16 protein-coding genes are annotated in these 16,265 nt (G+C 68.4%); 9 read left to right on the top strand and 7 right to left on the bottom strand.

The annotated features are described in order from the left end of the window. Positions 1-105 precede the first annotated feature (105 nt). Both GDIA_RS05580 and GDIA_RS05575 read left to right on the top strand, forming a co-directional pair. Entirely contained in the window at positions 106-825 is a 720-nt protein-coding gene (locus tag GDIA_RS05580; RefSeq protein WP_012553600.1) for an SDR family NAD(P)-dependent oxidoreductase, read from the top strand. Between the two features lie 121 nt (positions 826-946). Then, entirely contained in the window at positions 947-1,327 is a 381-nt protein-coding gene (locus GDIA_RS05575) for a hypothetical protein (RefSeq protein ID WP_012223707.1), read from the top strand. A gap of 63 nt (positions 1,328-1,390) precedes the next feature. Here GDIA_RS05575 and GDIA_RS05570 read toward each other — a convergent pair whose 3' ends face one another. Continuing rightward, positions 1,391-3,181, bottom strand: coding sequence for a DEAD/DEAH box helicase (locus GDIA_RS05570; protein WP_012553599.1), 1,791 nt, complete (start codon positions 3,179-3,181; stop codon positions 1,391-1,393). A gap of 170 nt (positions 3,182-3,351) precedes the next feature. Further along, entirely contained in the window at positions 3,352-4,338 is a 987-nt protein-coding gene (locus tag GDIA_RS05565; RefSeq protein ID WP_041249670.1) for a zinc-dependent alcohol dehydrogenase family protein, read from the bottom strand. Between the two features lie 303 nt (positions 4,339-4,641). Here GDIA_RS05565 and GDIA_RS05560 point away from each other — a divergent pair, with 303 nt between their 5' ends. Beyond that, the gene (locus GDIA_RS05560; RefSeq protein ID WP_012553597.1) at positions 4,642-5,856 is read left to right on the top strand and encodes an NADP-dependent isocitrate dehydrogenase; all 1,215 of its coding nucleotides are present in this window, start codon (positions 4,642-4,644) and stop codon (positions 5,854-5,856) included. 97 nt (positions 5,857-5,953) lie between these two features. Here GDIA_RS05560 and GDIA_RS05555 read toward each other — a convergent pair whose 3' ends face one another. From GDIA_RS05555 to GDIA_RS05535, 5 genes are all read right to left on the bottom strand, one after another. Beyond that, positions 5,954-6,418 carry a nuclear transport factor 2 family protein gene (locus GDIA_RS05555; protein ID WP_012553596.1) on the bottom strand — a complete coding sequence of 155 codons (465 nt, stop codon included), beginning with the start codon at positions 6,416-6,418 and terminating at the stop codon, positions 5,954-5,956. Between the two features lie 52 nt (positions 6,419-6,470). Next, the gene (locus GDIA_RS05550; RefSeq protein WP_012553595.1) at positions 6,471-7,901 is read right to left on the bottom strand and encodes a carbohydrate porin; all 1,431 of its coding nucleotides are present in this window, start codon (positions 7,899-7,901) and stop codon (positions 6,471-6,473) included. 431 nt (positions 7,902-8,332) lie between these two features. Next, complete coding sequence (locus GDIA_RS05545; RefSeq protein WP_012553594.1) at positions 8,333-9,511, bottom strand: GNAT family N-acetyltransferase; 1,179 nt, start codon at positions 9,509-9,511, stop codon at positions 8,333-8,335. A 16-nt stretch (positions 9,512-9,527) separates the two neighbouring features. Then, complete coding sequence (locus GDIA_RS05540; RefSeq protein ID WP_012223727.1) at positions 9,528-9,995, bottom strand: RidA family protein; 468 nt, start codon at positions 9,993-9,995, stop codon at positions 9,528-9,530. A 54-nt stretch (positions 9,996-10,049) separates the two neighbouring features. Beyond that, positions 10,050-11,681, bottom strand: coding sequence for a TSCPD domain-containing protein (locus GDIA_RS05535; protein ID WP_012553593.1), 1,632 nt, complete (start codon positions 11,679-11,681; stop codon positions 10,050-10,052). A gap of 180 nt (positions 11,682-11,861) precedes the next feature. Here GDIA_RS05535 and GDIA_RS05530 point away from each other — a divergent pair, with 180 nt between their 5' ends. From GDIA_RS05530 to GDIA_RS05505, 6 genes are all read left to right on the top strand, one after another. Next, positions 11,862-12,230: an NADH-ubiquinone oxidoreductase subunit NDUFA12 family protein gene (locus GDIA_RS05530; RefSeq protein WP_012223738.1), complete on the top strand. Its 369-nt coding sequence runs from the start codon at positions 11,862-11,864 to the stop codon at positions 12,228-12,230. Positions 12,231-12,288: 58 nt separating this feature from the next. Next, complete coding sequence (mlaD, locus tag GDIA_RS05525; RefSeq protein ID WP_012223745.1) at positions 12,289-12,879, top strand: outer membrane lipid asymmetry maintenance protein MlaD; 591 nt, start codon at positions 12,289-12,291, stop codon at positions 12,877-12,879. Continuing rightward, complete coding sequence (locus GDIA_RS05520; RefSeq protein ID WP_012223747.1) at positions 12,876-13,130, top strand: hypothetical protein; 255 nt, start codon at positions 12,876-12,878, stop codon at positions 13,128-13,130. The genes mlaD and GDIA_RS05520 overlap by 4 nt, the downstream gene beginning before the upstream one ends. Continuing rightward, positions 13,127-14,050: a DUF2155 domain-containing protein gene (locus GDIA_RS05515; protein WP_012553592.1), complete on the top strand. Its 924-nt coding sequence runs from the start codon at positions 13,127-13,129 to the stop codon at positions 14,048-14,050. The genes GDIA_RS05520 and GDIA_RS05515 overlap by 4 nt, the downstream gene beginning before the upstream one ends. Positions 14,051-14,128: 78 nt before the next feature. Then, a complete protein-coding gene (gene otsB, locus GDIA_RS05510) occupies positions 14,129-14,887 on the top strand; it encodes a trehalose-phosphatase (protein ID WP_012553591.1) in 759 nt (252 codons plus the stop codon). Further along, positions 14,875-16,224 (top strand): alpha,alpha-trehalose-phosphate synthase (UDP-forming), encoded by a 1,350-nt coding sequence (locus tag GDIA_RS05505; protein ID WP_012223754.1) that lies wholly within the window; start codon positions 14,875-14,877, stop codon positions 16,222-16,224. The genes otsB and GDIA_RS05505 overlap by 13 nt, the downstream gene beginning before the upstream one ends. Positions 16,225-16,265 lie beyond the last annotated feature (41 nt).

Raw genomic sequence — 16,265 nt, 5'->3', positions numbered from 1 at the left:
AATATATGCATAATGCGTATATATGAGATATGGCCAGAAGACAAAATCGCCACGTCCCCCGATTGTATGATCGCGGAGGGATGGAGATGAAGGGACAGGGATCACATGGTGCAGCGTGTGGCCGTCGTGACGGGTGGCAGCCAGGGGACGGGGGCGGCCATCGCCGCCCGCCTGCTGGCGGATGGATTCGACGTCGCCCTTACCTTCACCGGCGACGGTGACGCGGCGCAGCGGATGGCCGACGGGATTGCGGTGACGTGCCGCCGGGTTCTGGCGCTGCGGGCGGACAGTGGGCAGGTGACGGACAATTCCGCCATGGTCGCGCGGGTCATGGCCGAATTCGGCCGGATCGATGTGCTGGTCTGTGCCGCCGGGTTCCAGGTGCCCGACGGGTTGCCGGCGGCCGGGCTTGCGGCCTTCCTGCTGGATGTGGCGGTGCGCGGCACGATGCTGGAGGCCATCGCGGCGGCGGACCACATGGGACGGGACGGCCGGATGATCTTCGTCGCCCCCGCGTCGGATGTGCCGTCCGGCGTGACAGGCGGGCCGGCGGTGGACGCGGCGTCGCTTCACGGTCCGGCCGAGGCGGCGCTGACACGGTTTGCCCAGGGCCTGGCCCGCGACCTGGGGCCGCATGGCATTACCGTCAACGTGGTGCGGCCTGGTCCGGTCGGCGGCGTGACGCAGTCGGGGATGGTGCCGCCTTATTACGAAGCGGGTGACGATCTGGTTGATTTCGTGGCGTTTCTGGCAAGCGGGCCGGCGGGCTTCATCAGCGGCGCGACGGTGGTGGCCGAACGAAGCAAGACGGATGCCGCCGCATGACGGGCGACCCATGCGGCAGGCCCGGCCCTGCCATACCGTGGACCTAATTTCGCCATGGCGGCATGCTCTGCTGAACTATCGACCAAACATGAAAGCCGTATCAATAATGTTCCGAAATCCCATGTCTGCCCTCCGCCTGCCGGCCCTGGCCCTGCCGGCCTTGACCGTGGTGGTCCTTTCGGTTGCCGCTTCGTCCGCCCGCGCCGGGTCGGCCGATGCGGCCTGCGGGTCGGCCTCCAGGCCGGGCTGGGATGTGGCCGGGCGCCTGTCGCAACGCGAGCACTGCATGAACGGCCAGGCCCAGGCCTATCGCGACCAGGCGGTCCAGGGGGCGACGCAGGACGTGCGGCAGCGCGTCCAGGCGGGGCGTGATGCGGTCGATTCCGCGCGCGCCCTGCCGGGCCAGCAACTGGACCGGCTGCGCGCCGCCGGCACGGCGGAACAGAACCGGCTGAGCCAGCAGGCCGGGGCAAGCGTCGCGGGCGCCCTGGGCGGACTATAGGCCCGGTCGCCGCGATTTATTGGATTTTGGCGGGTCCAGGACAGAGCCCTGGACCTGTTTGCGCTACGACGCGCGCGACGGCGCCCGCTTGCGTGACGAGGGCGCGCCGCGCGTGGCGCCCGCCGGTGCACGACCGGCACGCGGTCCGTGCGGATAGCCGGCCTTGCCCGCGGGCTTGCGCGGGGCATAGCCGCGTTCGCCACTTACGCCACGGGGGCCGCCCGCCGGGGCCTTGGCCGCGCTGATCCGCACCTCGTCGGAATCGGTCGCGGCGACGCAGGCGGTGAAGCGCTCGGCCGATTCCGTCGCGATTTCGAATAGCGTGTGGTCGTCGGCGATGCGGATCGCGCCGATATCGTTCTTGCGCACCCCGCCCAGACGGCAGATCAGCGGCACCAGCCATTTCGGGTCGGCCTTGTCCTGGCGGCCGACGCTCATGGAAAACCACGCACCCGGTCCGCCACGCGGCGCATGGTCCTCGCGGGGGCCCTGTTCCTTGCGGCGGGCATAATCGCCCTCGCGCGGGGCACGGGGTGCCTCGACGCGCAGCGGGCGGATATCCTCGGGGTCCGGCAGGCGGGCGCGGTACATCTGCAGCAGGGCGGCGGCCAGCTGCTCGGCGCTGCGGTTTTCGGCCAGGCGGGCGACCAGGTCTTCGTCGCCCGGGGCCGCGCCCTCGGTCAGGATCGGGTCGGTCAGCAGGCGCTCGGCGTCCTGGGCGCGGATCGCCTCGGCGGTCGGCACGGCGGTCCATTCGGCCGAGACCTTCGCCATCGTCAGCAGCCGCTCGGCGCGCCGGCGCATCGAAACCGGCACGATCAGGGCGCATACGCCCTTGCGCCCGGCGCGGCCGGTACGGCCCGAACGATGCAGCAGGGTGGCGCTGTCGGTCGGCAGGCTGGCATGCACCACCAGGCTGAGCGCGGGAATGTCGATGCCGCGCGCTGCGACGTCGGTGGCGACGCAGACCCGCGCCTGCCCGGTGCGCAGGCTTTCGATCGCGCGGGTACGCTCGCTCTGCCCCAGTTCGCCCGACAGCGCGACCGACGAAAAGCCGCGTTCCAGCAGCGCGCCCTGCATGTGGCGCACCAGTTCGCGCGTGGCGCAGAACACCATGGCGGTCGGGCTGTCGGTGAAGCGCAGGATGTTGACGACGGCCGGAATGATCTCACGCGGGTCGGCCATCACGGCGCGATAGGTGATGTCGGCGTGCTGCCGGGCGCCGGACAGCGTGTCGATCCGCAGCGCGTCGCGCTGGTAGCGGCGGGCCAGGGTGGCGATGTCCTTGGCGATGGTGGCCGAAAACAGCAGCGTCCGCCGCGTGTCGGGCATCGCATCGAGCAATTGCTGCAATTCGTCGCGGAAGCCCAGGTCCAGCATTTCGTCGGCTTCGTCCAGCACCACGACACGCAGTTCGGACAGGACCAGGCGTCCGCGCGACTGGTGGTCGCACAGCCGCCCGGGGGTGCCGACGACGATATGCGCGCCGATTTCCAGGGCCCGGGCTTCGCGCCGCGCATCCATGCCGCCGATGCACGACACGATGCGCGCGCCGGCCGGGGCGTACAGCCAGGACAGTTCGCGCTGGACCTGCATGGCCAGTTCGCGGGTGGGGGCGATGATGACGGCCAGCGGGGCGCCGGCCGGGCCGAACCGTTCGGCCCCGCCCAGCAGCGTGTCGGCCATCGCCAGGCCGAACGCCACCGTCTTGCCCGATCCGGTCTGCGCCGACACCAGCAGGTCCCTTCCGTCCGCCGCGACATCCAGCACGGCTTTCTGGACGGGGGTCGGCTCTTCATAGCCGCGCGCGTCTAGCGCGCGCCGAAGGGCGGGATGGGTCTCGGGAAACGGCATGGGTCAGGTCAATCCGGACAATAGGGGCGCGTCACGGCCCCAGGGCGGGTCGGGCATATGCGCAATGCGGGAAAGGGCGCTCCATAAAGAACCCCCGCCGAAAAGGCCAGCGATAAAGCGGAATGGCCGGTAAAATGCCTCAATCCGCGCCCTTTGCCCGCCCGCGCCGCTCAGGGCACCAGCACCGCCGCGCCCTCGAACCGTCCGGCCCGCAGGTCGGCCAGCGCGCGGTTGGCATCGCGCAGGTCATAGCGCGTCGTCTTGGTGCGGACGCCGATCCTGGGCGCCAGCGAGAGGAAATCGATACCGTCCTGCCGTGTCAGGTTGGCGACCGAAACCAGTTGCCGTTCCTCCCAAAACAAATCGTAGGGGAAGCTGGGGATGTCGCTCATGTGGATACCGGCACAGACCACGCGGCCGCCCTTGCGCACCGCGCGCAGGGCCGCCGGAACCAGCGCGCCCACGGGGGCGAAGATGATGGCGGCGTCCAGCTTCTCCGGCGGCGCCTCGTCCGATCCGCCGGCCCAGGTCGCGCCCAGCGACCGGGCGAAATCCTGCGTCGGGCGGTCGCCCGGGCGGGTGAAGCCATAGACGGTGCGGCCCTGCCACAGCGCCACCTGGGCGATGATGTGCGCGGCGGCGCCGAAGCCGTACAGCCCCACCGTCTTCGCGTCCTCGCCCGCCATCACCAGCGACCGCCAGCCGATCAGCCCCGCGCACAGCAGGGGGGCCAGGTCCACGTCGCTGCCTTCCTCGCCCAGCGGAAACGCATAGCGGGCATCGGCGATGGCGGCGGTGGCATAGCCGCCGTCGCGGGTGTAGCCGGTGAAAAGCGGATGGTCGCACAGGTTTTCATGCCCGCTGTGGCAGTAGCGGCAGATGCCGCAGGTATGGCCCAGCCACGGCACGCCGACCCGCTGGCCGATCTTCAGGTCCTGCACACCCTCGCCCAGCGCCTCGATCCGGCCCACGATCTCGTGCCCCGGAATGACCGGATGGCCGGGAAAGGGCAGGTCGCCATCCACCACGTGCAGGTCGGTGCGGCACACGCCGCAGGCCCCGACGCGCACCCGGATCTCGCCGGGGCCGGGCAGGCGGTCGGGCAGTTCCACCCATTCCAGGTCGGTATGCGGGGCATTCAATCGCATCGCGTGCATCATCGCGGGGTCTCCGGCGCGGTGGGCAGGATCGGCGCAGGAACTGCACCATATCGGCACACCCCGTACCATGATCTGGATCACTCCGGCCCCGCCATAACCGGATCGTGACCGGGTCCGCCCGGCAGGCAGTATGCGCGTTGCGGGGACGCCGTTAAGAATTTAGCCGGAAACGCGCATGCGTTTCCGGACAGGCCCATCGCCGCGTCGTCCCCTGCCGACGGGCCGTGGATCTGTCCCATCCCTCGGACCTAATAAGCGTCCGGCCACAGGCCGGCGAGATAACACAAGAGGAAGAGCCGTATGGCCAAGATCAAGGTCAAGGAGCCGGTCGTCGAACTGGACGGCGACGAGATGACGCGGATCATCTGGAGCTTCATCAAGCAGAAGCTGATCCTTCCCTACCTCGATATCGACCTGAAATATTACGATCTGGGGATCGAACATCGCGACGCCACCGACGACCGGGTCACGGTCGAGGCGGCCGAGGCGATCAAGAAGTACCGCGTCGGCGTCAAGTGCGCGACGATCACCCCCGACGAGGCCCGGGTGACGGAATTCGGGCTGAAGAAGATGTGGCGGTCGCCCAATGGCACGATCCGCAACATCCTGGACGGCACCATCTTCCGCGAGCCGATCGTCTGTTCCAACGTGCCCCGCCTGGTGCCGCACTGGACCCAGCCGATCGTCATCGGCCGCCATGCCTATGGTGACATCTATCGCGCGGCGGAAACCCGGATTCCGGGGCCGGGCAAGGTCAGCCTGACCTACACCCCCGTCGACGGCGGCGCGCCGATCGAACTGGAGGTGCATGATTTCAAGGGCCCGGGCGTGGCGCTGGGCATGCACAACACCTTGGCCTCGATCGAAGGCTTCGCCCGCGCGTCGCTGACTTATGGCCGCGACCGTAAGCTGCCGGTCTATCTGTCGACCAAGAACACGATCCTGAAAGCCTATGACGGCATGTTCAAGGACGTGTTCCAGAAGGTCTTCGAGACCGAGTTCAAGGTCGATTTCGACCGGCTGGGCCTGACCTACGAACACCGGTTGATCGACGACATGGTGGCGTCCGCCCTGAAATGGAGCGGCGGTTATGTCTGGGCGTGCAAGAACTATGACGGCGACGTGGAAAGCGACATCGTGGCCCAGGGCTTCGGCAGCCTGGGACTGATGACCTCGGTGCTGCTGAACCCGACCGGCGATGTGGTGGAATCCGAGGCCGCGCATGGCACCGTGACCCGCCATTACCGCGAACACCAGAAGGGCCGGCCGACCAGCACGAACCCGATCGCGTCGATCTTCGCCTGGACGCGCGGCCTGGCCTATCGCGGACGGTTCGACAACACTCCGGACGTAACGCATTTCGCCGAAACGCTGGAACGCGTCTGCGTGGAAACGGTCGAAGCCGGCCAGATGACCAAGGACCTGGCCCTGCTGATCGGGCCCGAGGCCAAATGGCTGACGACCGAGGACTTCCTGGCGGCGCTGGATACCAACCTCCGCAAGGCCATCTCCTGACACGTCTGCCCGGAAACGCGCGCCGGTAGCGATCCGGCGCGCGTTTCCTCTGCCCCGATGCTATCGGCCCGGACGGTCGGGATTCTGTCCGCTGCCGCTACAGGCCCAGGTCCGACAGACCCGGATGATCGTCCGGGCGACGGCCCTGCGGCCAGTGGAACAGGCGATCGGCGGCGGCGATGGCCAGGTCGTTGATCGAGGCGAGGCGCCGGCGCATCAGTCCGGCCTCGTCGAACTCCCAGTTTTCGTTGCCGTAGGACCGGAACCACTGGCCGGCGGCGTCATGCCATTCATAGGCGAAGCGCACGGCAATGCGGTTTTCGCGAAAAGCCCAGACTTCCTTGATCAGACGATAGTCCTGTTCACCTGCCCATTTGCCGGCCAGGAAGGCGATGATCTCCGCTCGTCCCCGAATGAACGTCGACCGGTTGCGCCACACGCTGTCCGGCGTATAGGCCAGCGCGACCTTTTCGGGATCACGGCCGTTCCAGGCGTCCTCCGCAAGGCGGGTCTTGAGCGCGGCAGTTTCGGCATCGAAAGGCGGCAGCGGCGGGCGGGACATGGCGGGCTCCAGACCGGATGGTTGCGAAAAGGCAGGCGGGGGGGGGCGACCGTCAGAGCGTCGCGTGGATCTTCAGGCCGATCGCGTCGATCGCGGGTTTGTTGCGCTGCAGGTTGGGCCGCATGATCCGCTGGTAGTCCGGCTGGATCGAGAGCCCCTCGCAGACGTGGATGTTGTAGGTGGCTTCCAGCACGCTGATATGGCTTTGCGGATAGGTGGCATTGGCCGGCAGCTTGCGCCCCGCTGCGTAATCGAGCCATTGCGTATCGACAAGGTCCGGACTGGCCGTGGCCCGCGAGACCTCGATGCCGAACGTGTCGTCGGGGCGCGCGCGCCAGAAGCCCCGGTCCACGATCCCGAAATAATATTGATAGAGGTACGGGCTGCTTTCCGGCGTGTTACGCACCAGGCCGGCCATGACATAGAATCCGTTGAGCGGGCCATGGCCGTTGCGGATCAGCATCTGGTCGCCTTCGATCCAGAGCTGCGTCTTGCCGGTGTCCATCCGCGCGGCCCTGCGCGTCAGCGCCAGGGGGGCGCCGTTAACATCGTAGTAATTGTCGGCGTAGTTCGAGGAATCGTAGGCGACGCCGACCTTGTAGTGACCGACAAGCTGGTTCCTGCCGAAGGACGGGATCAGGCCGACCTCGACCGGAACGTAGACGCCGGTATAGAGATTCGTGTTGAAGTTGAATCCGGTGCGGTCATACCGATTGGTATTGAGGTCCGGATTGACGCCGTACAGTCCGGCCTGCGCGTAGACCCCGTGCATGGGCCAGTAGCGTACGCGCGTCCCCCAGGTCGAACCCGGATAGGTGCCGAAACCCGCGGCGCCGCGGGTCAGGGATTTGGGGTTTCCGCACATGGATTTGTTCATGAACGTGCAGAACAGGGGGGACGCGGAAAAGTCGATATTGACCGGCAGCTTGCCGATCGCGATCTGCACGCGGTCGTGGAACAGGTTCTGCGTGCCATAGACATAGACCATGTGAACGGCCGTATTGCCGCCGCCGCCATAGATCTCCTGGAATCCGTTGAGTGACCTGTCACCGAAATCGGCGGCCATGTTATGGCCCGCCCGATTGACGATGGCCGCATGGGTCACAAAGCCGCGCCAGCCCACCAGTTTGTCCCAATCCAGGTCCAACTGTACGCCGATCTGGTGTGCATAGCCTGCGTCCCCGGCATTGCCGGCATCGAGCGCCAGTGCGCTTTCGCTGGTATAGTCGATGACCAGGCCGATTCCCTTGCGGTTGAGGTTCTGGACGGCGTTGCCCCAGGCTGAAACCATGTGTTCAACCGGCGGGGTGAACGGGGTGTTCGCGTACGATGTGGGGGTATCGAGCGAGAAGGACGGGGCGGTTTCCGCGACCGGACCACGATATTGCGCGCGGGCGGGATGGCAGGAAAGGACGGCTACGGCCGCCATGATCCAGATGCGCCAGGCAAGGCTGGGGCGCGTGCGCGAAAAAGTGATACGCATTCTGTTCCAGGATGGATGGGATGGAACGCAGAACCGGCAAGGCAGGCGCTTCGCGGGCCTGGAGAACCATCAGGTGACGTGGGGGGCGGTCGGAAGTCAGGAACAATAAGGAATCGTCTTCCTCGTTTTCCGGGAAGCACGCCCCGGCCGGGAAGAAAACGCGAGATCGTTTCTGTGGGTTATGACGATTTTATGTTTGATGTTTTTATGGTGTTGTCATGATCCGTGGTCGCTGGGTCGCGATCCGAAACCAGACCGTATATCGCCGGGGCGACGAGCACGTAATAAACAATTTGCGATGACGGGTCAGGTCGCGCGGTTGCGCGGTGCGGTCCCCGGGGACGTGCCCCCGCGGTTATACAGCATGCTTACTGGGGGAAACGCCGTCTGGAGGACGCCCGTCTTCGGGACGGCCCGCCAGTCCCACCGTTCTACTCATCGCCCGCCGTGCGGTAGGGCGACAGCGTGTCCAGTTCGGCGATTTCCTGCAGCGTCGCGGCGCGTTCCTCGGCCACGAAATCGGCGACGGCGGCGCGCAGACCGGGATGGGCGATCCAGTGCGCCGAATAGGTGGCGCAGGGGCGGTAGCCGCGCTGGATCTTGTGGTGGCCCTGCGCCCCGGCCTCGACACGCTCCAGTCCGTGGGCGATGGCGAAATCGATGGCGCGATAATAGCACAGTTCGAAATGCAGGAACGGATAGTCGCCGTCGCATCCCCAGTTGCGGCCATATAGCGTGCTCGCCCCCATCAGGTTCAGCGCGCCCGCGACCGGCCGGCCGTCGCGTTCGGCCAGCATCAGCACCACCCGGTCGCCCAGGCGTTCCGACAGCAGGGGGAAGAACGCCCGCGTCAGATAGGCGCTGCCCCATTTGCGATCGACGGTCGAGGTATAGAACCGATAGAAATGCGCCCACAGGTCGGGCGTGATTTCGGCGCCCCGGACGGTGCGGAAGGTCAGGCCGCACTGGTTGGCGTCCCGGCGTTCGCGCTTCAGAACCTTGCGCTTGCGCGACGACAGCGCGGCCAGGAAATCGTCGAAACTGCCATAGCCGCGATTGTCCCAGTGGAACTGCACCCCCAGCCGTTGCAGCCACCCCGCCTCGCCGAACTGCTCGTATTCCTCCTGCGTGCAGAAGGTAGCATGCACCGAGGACAGGCCGAGTTCCCCGCACGCCTGGCGCAGCGCGCCGATCAGCGCCAGCCGCAGGGCGGGGGCATGGTCCGTCCCGTCGGGCAGCGCATCGGGGCGGACCAGCAGGCGTGGCCCCGGCACGGGCGAGAACGGCACCGCGACCTGCAATTTCGGATAATAGTCGCCCCCCGCCTGTTCCAGGGCGCGGGCCCAGGACTGGTCGAAGACATATTCGCCGTAGGAATGCGATTTGGCGTACATCGGCGCCACGGCCAGCACGCGGTCCGCGCCGTCGCGGATGGCGGCATGCTGCGGCAGCCAGCCGGTGCGCGGACCGGCCGATCCGCTATCTTCCAGCGCCGAGAGGAAGGCGTGGCTGACGAAGGGATTGTCCGCCCCGGCGCATGCATCCCACTCCGCCGCCGGAATGTCGGCGATGGCGCGATGCAGGCTCAGGCTCAGTTTCGGGGCGGTCACGTTCGTGCGCCCCGGATCAGGCGATCTCGAACAGGCCCTCGACCTCGACGGCGGCGTCCAGCGGCAGGGACGGCACGCCGATGGTCGAGCGGGCATGCCGCCCGGCATCGCCGAAGATCGCGACCGCCAGGTCCGACGCGCCGTTCATGACCGTGGCGTGCTGGGTAAAGCCGGGCACGCAGGATACGAACCCGCCCAGCCGTACCACGCGCCGCACCCGCGACAGGTCGCCCACCGCGGCGCGGACCTGCGCGATCACGTTGATCATGCAGTGGCGCGCGGCATCGACCCCGACCTCGGTCGCGACATCGGCGCCCAGCTTGCCGGTGGCGAACAGCTTGCCGTCGACCAGCGGCAACTGGCCGGAGACGACCAGCAGCGATCCGCTGACGACGGTGCCGACATAGGTTGCGACGGGGACGGGTGGCGTGGGCAGGACGATGCCGTGCCGGTCCAGGCGGGCTTCGGGTGTGCTGTCCGTCATGGGAGACTCCTGTTCAAATGGTCGCGGGCGTTTGTCCGGCCGCAGGGCGGCCGATCAGCCCACCAGCCGCAACCGGCCGCCGCGCCGCCCCCCCGAAGCGCGGCCATCGGGTGCGGCGGGAAAATCCAGCGGCAGCATCGGCGACGGGGCATCGGCGATGTCGTCCTGATGCGGCGCGTCGGGCAGTCTGTGGCCCAGATAGGCATCCGACAAGGCCCGGAACGCATAATCCAGCAGAGAGGTGGCATAGGATGCAACCGAATCCCCCTCCACCGTGCCGGCGGGGCCGAAACGCGTATAGGCGAACGCATCCACATAGGCGTCCAGCGGCGCGCCGTATTGCAGGCCGATGCTGACCGCCTGGCCCAGCGCGTCCATCAGGCCGCGCGCCATCGGGCCCTCGCGCGCCGGGGTGATCGCGACCTCGCCCAGCGTGCCGTCCTCGTATTCGCCGGTGCGCAGGAACAGCCGGTGGCCGCCGACACTGGCCTTCTGCGTGAAGCCGCCATGGCGTGCCGGCAGGTTGCGCCGTGCCCCGCGTTCCAGCGCCAGGCGCGCGCGCAGCGGCACGGCCGTGGCGTCGGGCCGGGCGGGCATGCGGTCGACGAACCCGGCCACGGCGCGATGCATGGCCTGATGGGCCTGGGTGTCGGGCAGCCGCAGCACGGTCTCGCCCGCCAGGGCGGCGGCGAAGGCGGATTCGGGCGTCAGGCCGCGCCAGGCCAGCCGTGCCAGGGTGCTGGCGGCCAGGCGCCCGTCCGGCCGCAGGGGCGAGAAGATCGGGGCCAGCCCGCAGGCCTCGACCCCCAGCAGGGCGTCGATCGGGCCGGGGGCGGAAAATCCGGTCTCGATGCGGGGCAGGATGGTGTCGGTTTCCACCGCGGCATCGCGCCAGACGGCCCGGGCGGCCTCCGCCAGGCCCGGCACGACGCTGCGCGCGGGCGGCAGCAGCAGGGAATCGACCCCGCCGCCGGCATGCGCGACCGACGTCGCCAGCGACGCCAGGCTGCACGCCACGTCACGTGCCGTCTCGCTGTCATAATCCAGGCCCAGCGCGGCCAGGCAGGCATCGAGGTTGGTCAGCAGCAGGTTGCCCGCGACCAGGGGCGGCTGGGGCAGGTCCGACTGGCGCGGATCGGGACCGGCCCCGGTTTTCGTCCCCGCCCTGGCCCCCGCCGTGCGGGCCTTGGCCTTGCCGCCGGTCGGAGGCGCCGGAGGCGGAAGGTCGAGGAACGGCAGTTCACCGTTGCGCAGCGCGGCCTTGCGCTCGGCGGCGTCGCGCAGCACCAGGCACATCAGGCGCAGCGCGGCCACGAAATCGTCGGCCAGGAAGCCGGACCCGGGCTGCACGAACCCCGCCAGGTTGACGATGAAGCCGGGGCGCCGGTCATGCTGGCCGGTCCACAGCGACTCCGTCGGGGCGGCCTGGCGCATCATCAGCAGGCATGACAGCGACCGCGCCTGGGCGGCAAGGGGACCGACCGCCAGGTCGTCCACCCAGCGCGCGGCCTCGGCCGCCAGGCGGACCGTGCCGCGCCCCGGCGCCATCCGCGCCAGCGCAGCCGCGGCCTCGTCGTCCCAATCGACGGGCAGGGTGACGGCGCGGAGGGCGTCGTCCGGGTCCGCGGCGGCCTGCGTGGTACGCATGCGTACGCCGTTCCAATGGCTTCGGGCTGTCATGACCATCAGTCTAGGCTCGCTTCGTGACGGGGCGAAAGCCGGATATGGTAGGTCCATACCTATACAGACCACTGTATATTGTGGATATGGGGGATAACTCGCGGGTTCCGCGATCCCGGACATGTGAGGATGCGCGCCGTCGGCGCGGGATGGACCCGGAGCGGAAAACGAGGCTAGTCTGCGGCCATGGCAAATCTCGGCACCCGGATCTACACCAAATTCAAGGGCCGTCTGGTCGGCAAGGACGCCGACGGTCGCTGCTATTACGAGGCGCGGACCGCGAATCGCACCGGCGGCGGCGTGACCCGGCACGAACGCTGGGTCATCTACCATAAGGGCGAGGACGCGTCGGCCGTGCCGGCGGAATGGTGGGGGTGGCTGCATCACCAGGATGCGGCCCCGCTGCCGGAAAGCGCCCGCCAGCCCTGGCAGGTGCCTTTCCAGCCCAACCGCACCGGCACCCCCGAGGCCTACCGCCCCCCCGGCAGCGATTATCGTGGCGGCCGGCGTGCCGAATCGACCAGCGATTATGAGGCGTGGTTTCCCGAAGGGTGAATCGGCGGACGTAACCTGTTAAGGTCTGCCCGCCGTAGTATTAGGGAAACGATGTCATATGGTCAGTGCGGTTCCAGTCAAAGGGGGCCGGAGTTCGGTCGAACTCGCCGCGGGATGCGCGGTGCTTGCCGTGCTGGGCGGGTTGCTCGCCCTTGCGGTGGTCGACAAGGGGCACCGGCATGAGGACGGGTATCGTCTCAATGCCGCCTTCGCCCATATCGACGGGTTGTCCGTGGGCTCCGACGTTCGGCTGGCGGGCGTGACCGTCGGGCAGGTGGTCGCCGAACGGGTCGATCCGTCCAGCTTCAAGGCCCAGGTGACGTTCACGGTCCGCCCCGATATTCACCTGCCGACCGACAGCGCCGCCATCATCACCAGCGACAGCCTGCTGGGCGGGAAGTACATCGCCCTGTCGCCGGGCGGGAACGACGCCACGCTGCACCCGGGGGCGGCGATCGCCGAGACGCAGGGATCGATCAGCCTGGAACAATTGCTCAGCCGCTTCATCTTCTCGGTGACCGATTCCATGACGCGGAACAATCAGCAGAAGGCGAATGCCCAGGGTACCGGTACCCAGGGTGCGCCCCAGGCAACCGGTCCGGGCAGTGCGCCGGCGGGGGGGCATGGCGGCGGGGACGATCTGCCATGAACGCCACGGATGTGAATGACGAGGTGCAAAAGGACGGGGCCCTGCCCGCGCCGCCCGCGATCTGGCGCCAGTCCGACGGCAGCCCGGTTTCCTGTCAGGACAAGATCCGGGTCCTGGCCGAAAATTACGCCGAACTGTGCGACGTCATGCGCGATGCGTTCGAAGACGCGGTGCTGATCGGCGTCGATGAGGACGAAATGCGGCGGATCATTTCGGGAATCGTAGCCGCCTTGCGAAGCCCAAGATCTTGAGACTGATTCTGTCCCTGGCCGTCCTGTCGGCGGTCCCGGTGGGGATCGCGGCGCGGGCGGCGGAAATGGTGCCTCCGCCGCTGGTTTATCCCGCCGATACCTGGCAGGGCCGCTCGGTCGCCACCGTCCGGGTGCTGGACGGGTTGGATTCCCACGTCCAGTCGCTGACGATTCCGGTCGGGCAGGACGTGACGTACCGGGCGCTGACCATCCATGTCGGCGCCTGCCGCGACCGGCCGGCGACGCTGGTGCCCGATTCGGCCGGATGGCTGACGATCCGCGACACGCGGCAGGACGGGCGGGGCTTCGACGGCTGGATGCTGGCGGGCGAGCCGTTCCTGGGTGTGTTCCAGGACCCGGTCTATACCGTGCAAATCGTCAGCTGCACCGGGGATATCGTGGCCCCTATTCCCCCGCCCCTGACCGTGGCCGCCACGGCGGCGGGGCAGGGGGCGCAGGCGGCCCCCGGAGTACAGGTGCAGGGCGCGCAGACGCAGGGCGTGCAGATCCAGAGCACCCAGGTCCAGGGTGCCCAGGCCGGTAATCCGCCGGGCGCCCCGACGCCCCAGGGTCCAGGTGCGGCCCCGGCTCCCGCTCCCGCCTCTCCGCCCCAGATGTCCGGCGCCCCGTTGTCCCTTTCGCCCCCACCCGACGAGCAGGCGCCTGCCTCCGGGGCGCCGCCGGTCGTGGCCGGAACCGGATTGCCCGTTCCGACTGTTGCGCCATCGGCCATTGCGGGCCAGCATGGGGCATTGCCGCCCCCGGTGCCGTATGGGGCGGCCGGGGGTGGGGGCGGGCCGCTTCCGCTGGGGCCGCCGGCGCTTCCGCCCCCGGTCCCGCCGACTTCCGCCGCGCCTCCGCCCGGCGCTTCCTCGGCGACGTCCCAGCCGGGACAGCCCCAATCCCTGCTTCCGCCCTGATGGCGGAGGCAGCAACCTCGGTCCGCGCGGCCGGTTCGGGATGAATGCCGTCCCATCTACGCAAGGAGTGAGACGCCCATGACCCCGACGGACTATGCCGGCCCGGCCGGCCGTTTCATGCCCCCCCCGCACGAAGCCGCCCTGCTGCTGGATTTCGACGGCACGCTGGTCGATATCGCGCCCACGCCCGACTCGGTGGTGGTTCCGCCTGACCTGCTGGACGTGCTGCGGCAGCTGCGGGCAAAATGCGGCGATGCGCTGGCGGTGATTTCGGGCCGGGCCGTGGACCAGATCGATCGTTTCCTGGGTGACGTGCCTTTCGCCGTCGCGGGTGAACACGGGATCGCGGTACGGCATCGGCCGGACGGACCGATCGTGCGCGCCGACCTGCCGCATGTGCCCTCGACCTGGCTGCAGGCGGCGGAAACCCTGGCCGCGGCGCATCCGGGCGTACGGATCGAAACCAAGGTCGCGGGGTTCGTCCTGCATTATCGCGCGGCGCCCGAAACGGCCGACCTGCTGCGCGAGGCAGCAGAATCCTGGGTCGCACCCAGCAATGGGGCGTTCCATATCCAGGCCGCCAAGATGGCATGGGAAATCCGTCCCCACGGCGTGGACAAGGGCCATGCGGTCGCGGAACTGATGCAGTCGCCGCCCTTTGCCGGCCGGCATCCGATCTTCATCGGTGACGACGTGACGGACGAGGACGGCATTCGCCAGGCCGCCGCGCTGGGCGGCGTGGGGTTCCGCATCCCCAGGGATTTCCCCGATCCCGCCGCCTTCCGGGCCTGGCTGGCGACTCTGGCGAAAGGGGGGAACGATTCATGGGGCGTCTGATCATCGTATCGAACCGGGTTCCATCCCCGCGCGAACGCACGCAGCCCGCCGGTGGGCTGACGGTCGGGCTGAAGGATGCGCTGCGCGGCGGTTCGTCGCTATGGTTCGGCTGGTCGGGCAACCAGGCCGAGACCGACGCCGACCCCCAGCCCAGCTTCGACACGGTCGAGGGCGTGACCTATGCCACCATCGACCTGACCGCCCGCCAGCACGAGGGATTCTACCAGAATTTCTCGAACGGCATCCTCTGGCCGCTGTTTCACTACCGCGTCGGGCTGATGAACTATTCCCGCCGCGACTGGCAGACCTATCTGGAGGTCAACGCCCTGTTCGCGCGCTGCCTGGTGCCGCTGCTGCGCCCCGACGACGTGATCTGGGTCCATGATTATCACCTGTTCCCGCTGGGCCAGGCGCTGCGCGATCTGGGGGTGACGACGCGCATCGGCTTCTTCCTGCATATCCCCGTCCCGCCCTGGAGCCTGGTGCGGTCCATGCCCGGCGCGGAACTGCTGCTGGAGGACATGCAGGCCTATGACCTGATCGGCGTGCAGACTGACGAGGATGCCGACAACCTGAACCAGGCCTTCCGCCTGAACGGCCTGGAGGAACGGGCCCGGGCCTTTCCCATCGGGATCGATCCGTATGAATTCCGCGCCCAGGCCGAGGCCAGCGTCCTGCGTGACGAGGCCGGGCGCCTGCGGACCAGCCTGCGGGGGGCCGCGCTGATCCTGGGGGTGGACCGGCTGGATTACTCCAAGGGCCTGCCCGAGCGGTTCCGGGGGTACGAAGCGCTGATGGCGCGCTATCCCGAACATCGGGGCAAGGTGACCTTCCTGCAGGTCGCCCCGGTCTCGCGCGGCGATGTCGAGGAATATCGCCTGCTGCGCCGGCAACTGGACGAGCTGACCGGGCGGATCAACGGCGCTTATGCCGAATTCGACTGGACGCCCATCCGCTATATCACGCGGCCGATCGCGCGTGACATCCTGGCCGGGTTCTATCGCATGGCCGATGTCGCGCTGATCACGCCGCTGCGCGACGGGATGAACCTGGTGGCCAAGGAATATGTCGCGGCGCAGAACGCGGCGGCACCGGGCGTGCTGGTGTTGTCGCACTTCGCCGGGGCGGCGCCGGAAATGGACGAGGCCGTTCTGGTCAACCCCTATGACGCCGACGAAATCGCCGACGCGCTGCATCAGGCGCTGACCATGAGCCTGGACGAACGCCGCCAGCGCTGGACCAAGCTGGATGAGGACGTGCGCCGGACCACGGCCGGATTCTGGGCCCGCGACTTCCTTCGCGCACTGGACGAGGCCCCGCCGGTCTGTCCCGTGTGATGGCATTGAGGACGGGACGCAGGATCTTCCGGGGCGGCACA

This window comes from Gluconacetobacter diazotrophicus PA1 5 (genome assembly GCF_000021325.1).
Classification (GTDB): Bacteria; Pseudomonadota; Alphaproteobacteria; order Acetobacterales; family Acetobacteraceae; genus Gluconacetobacter; species Gluconacetobacter diazotrophicus.
This window is presented reverse-complemented; position numbering and strand designations above follow the sequence as displayed.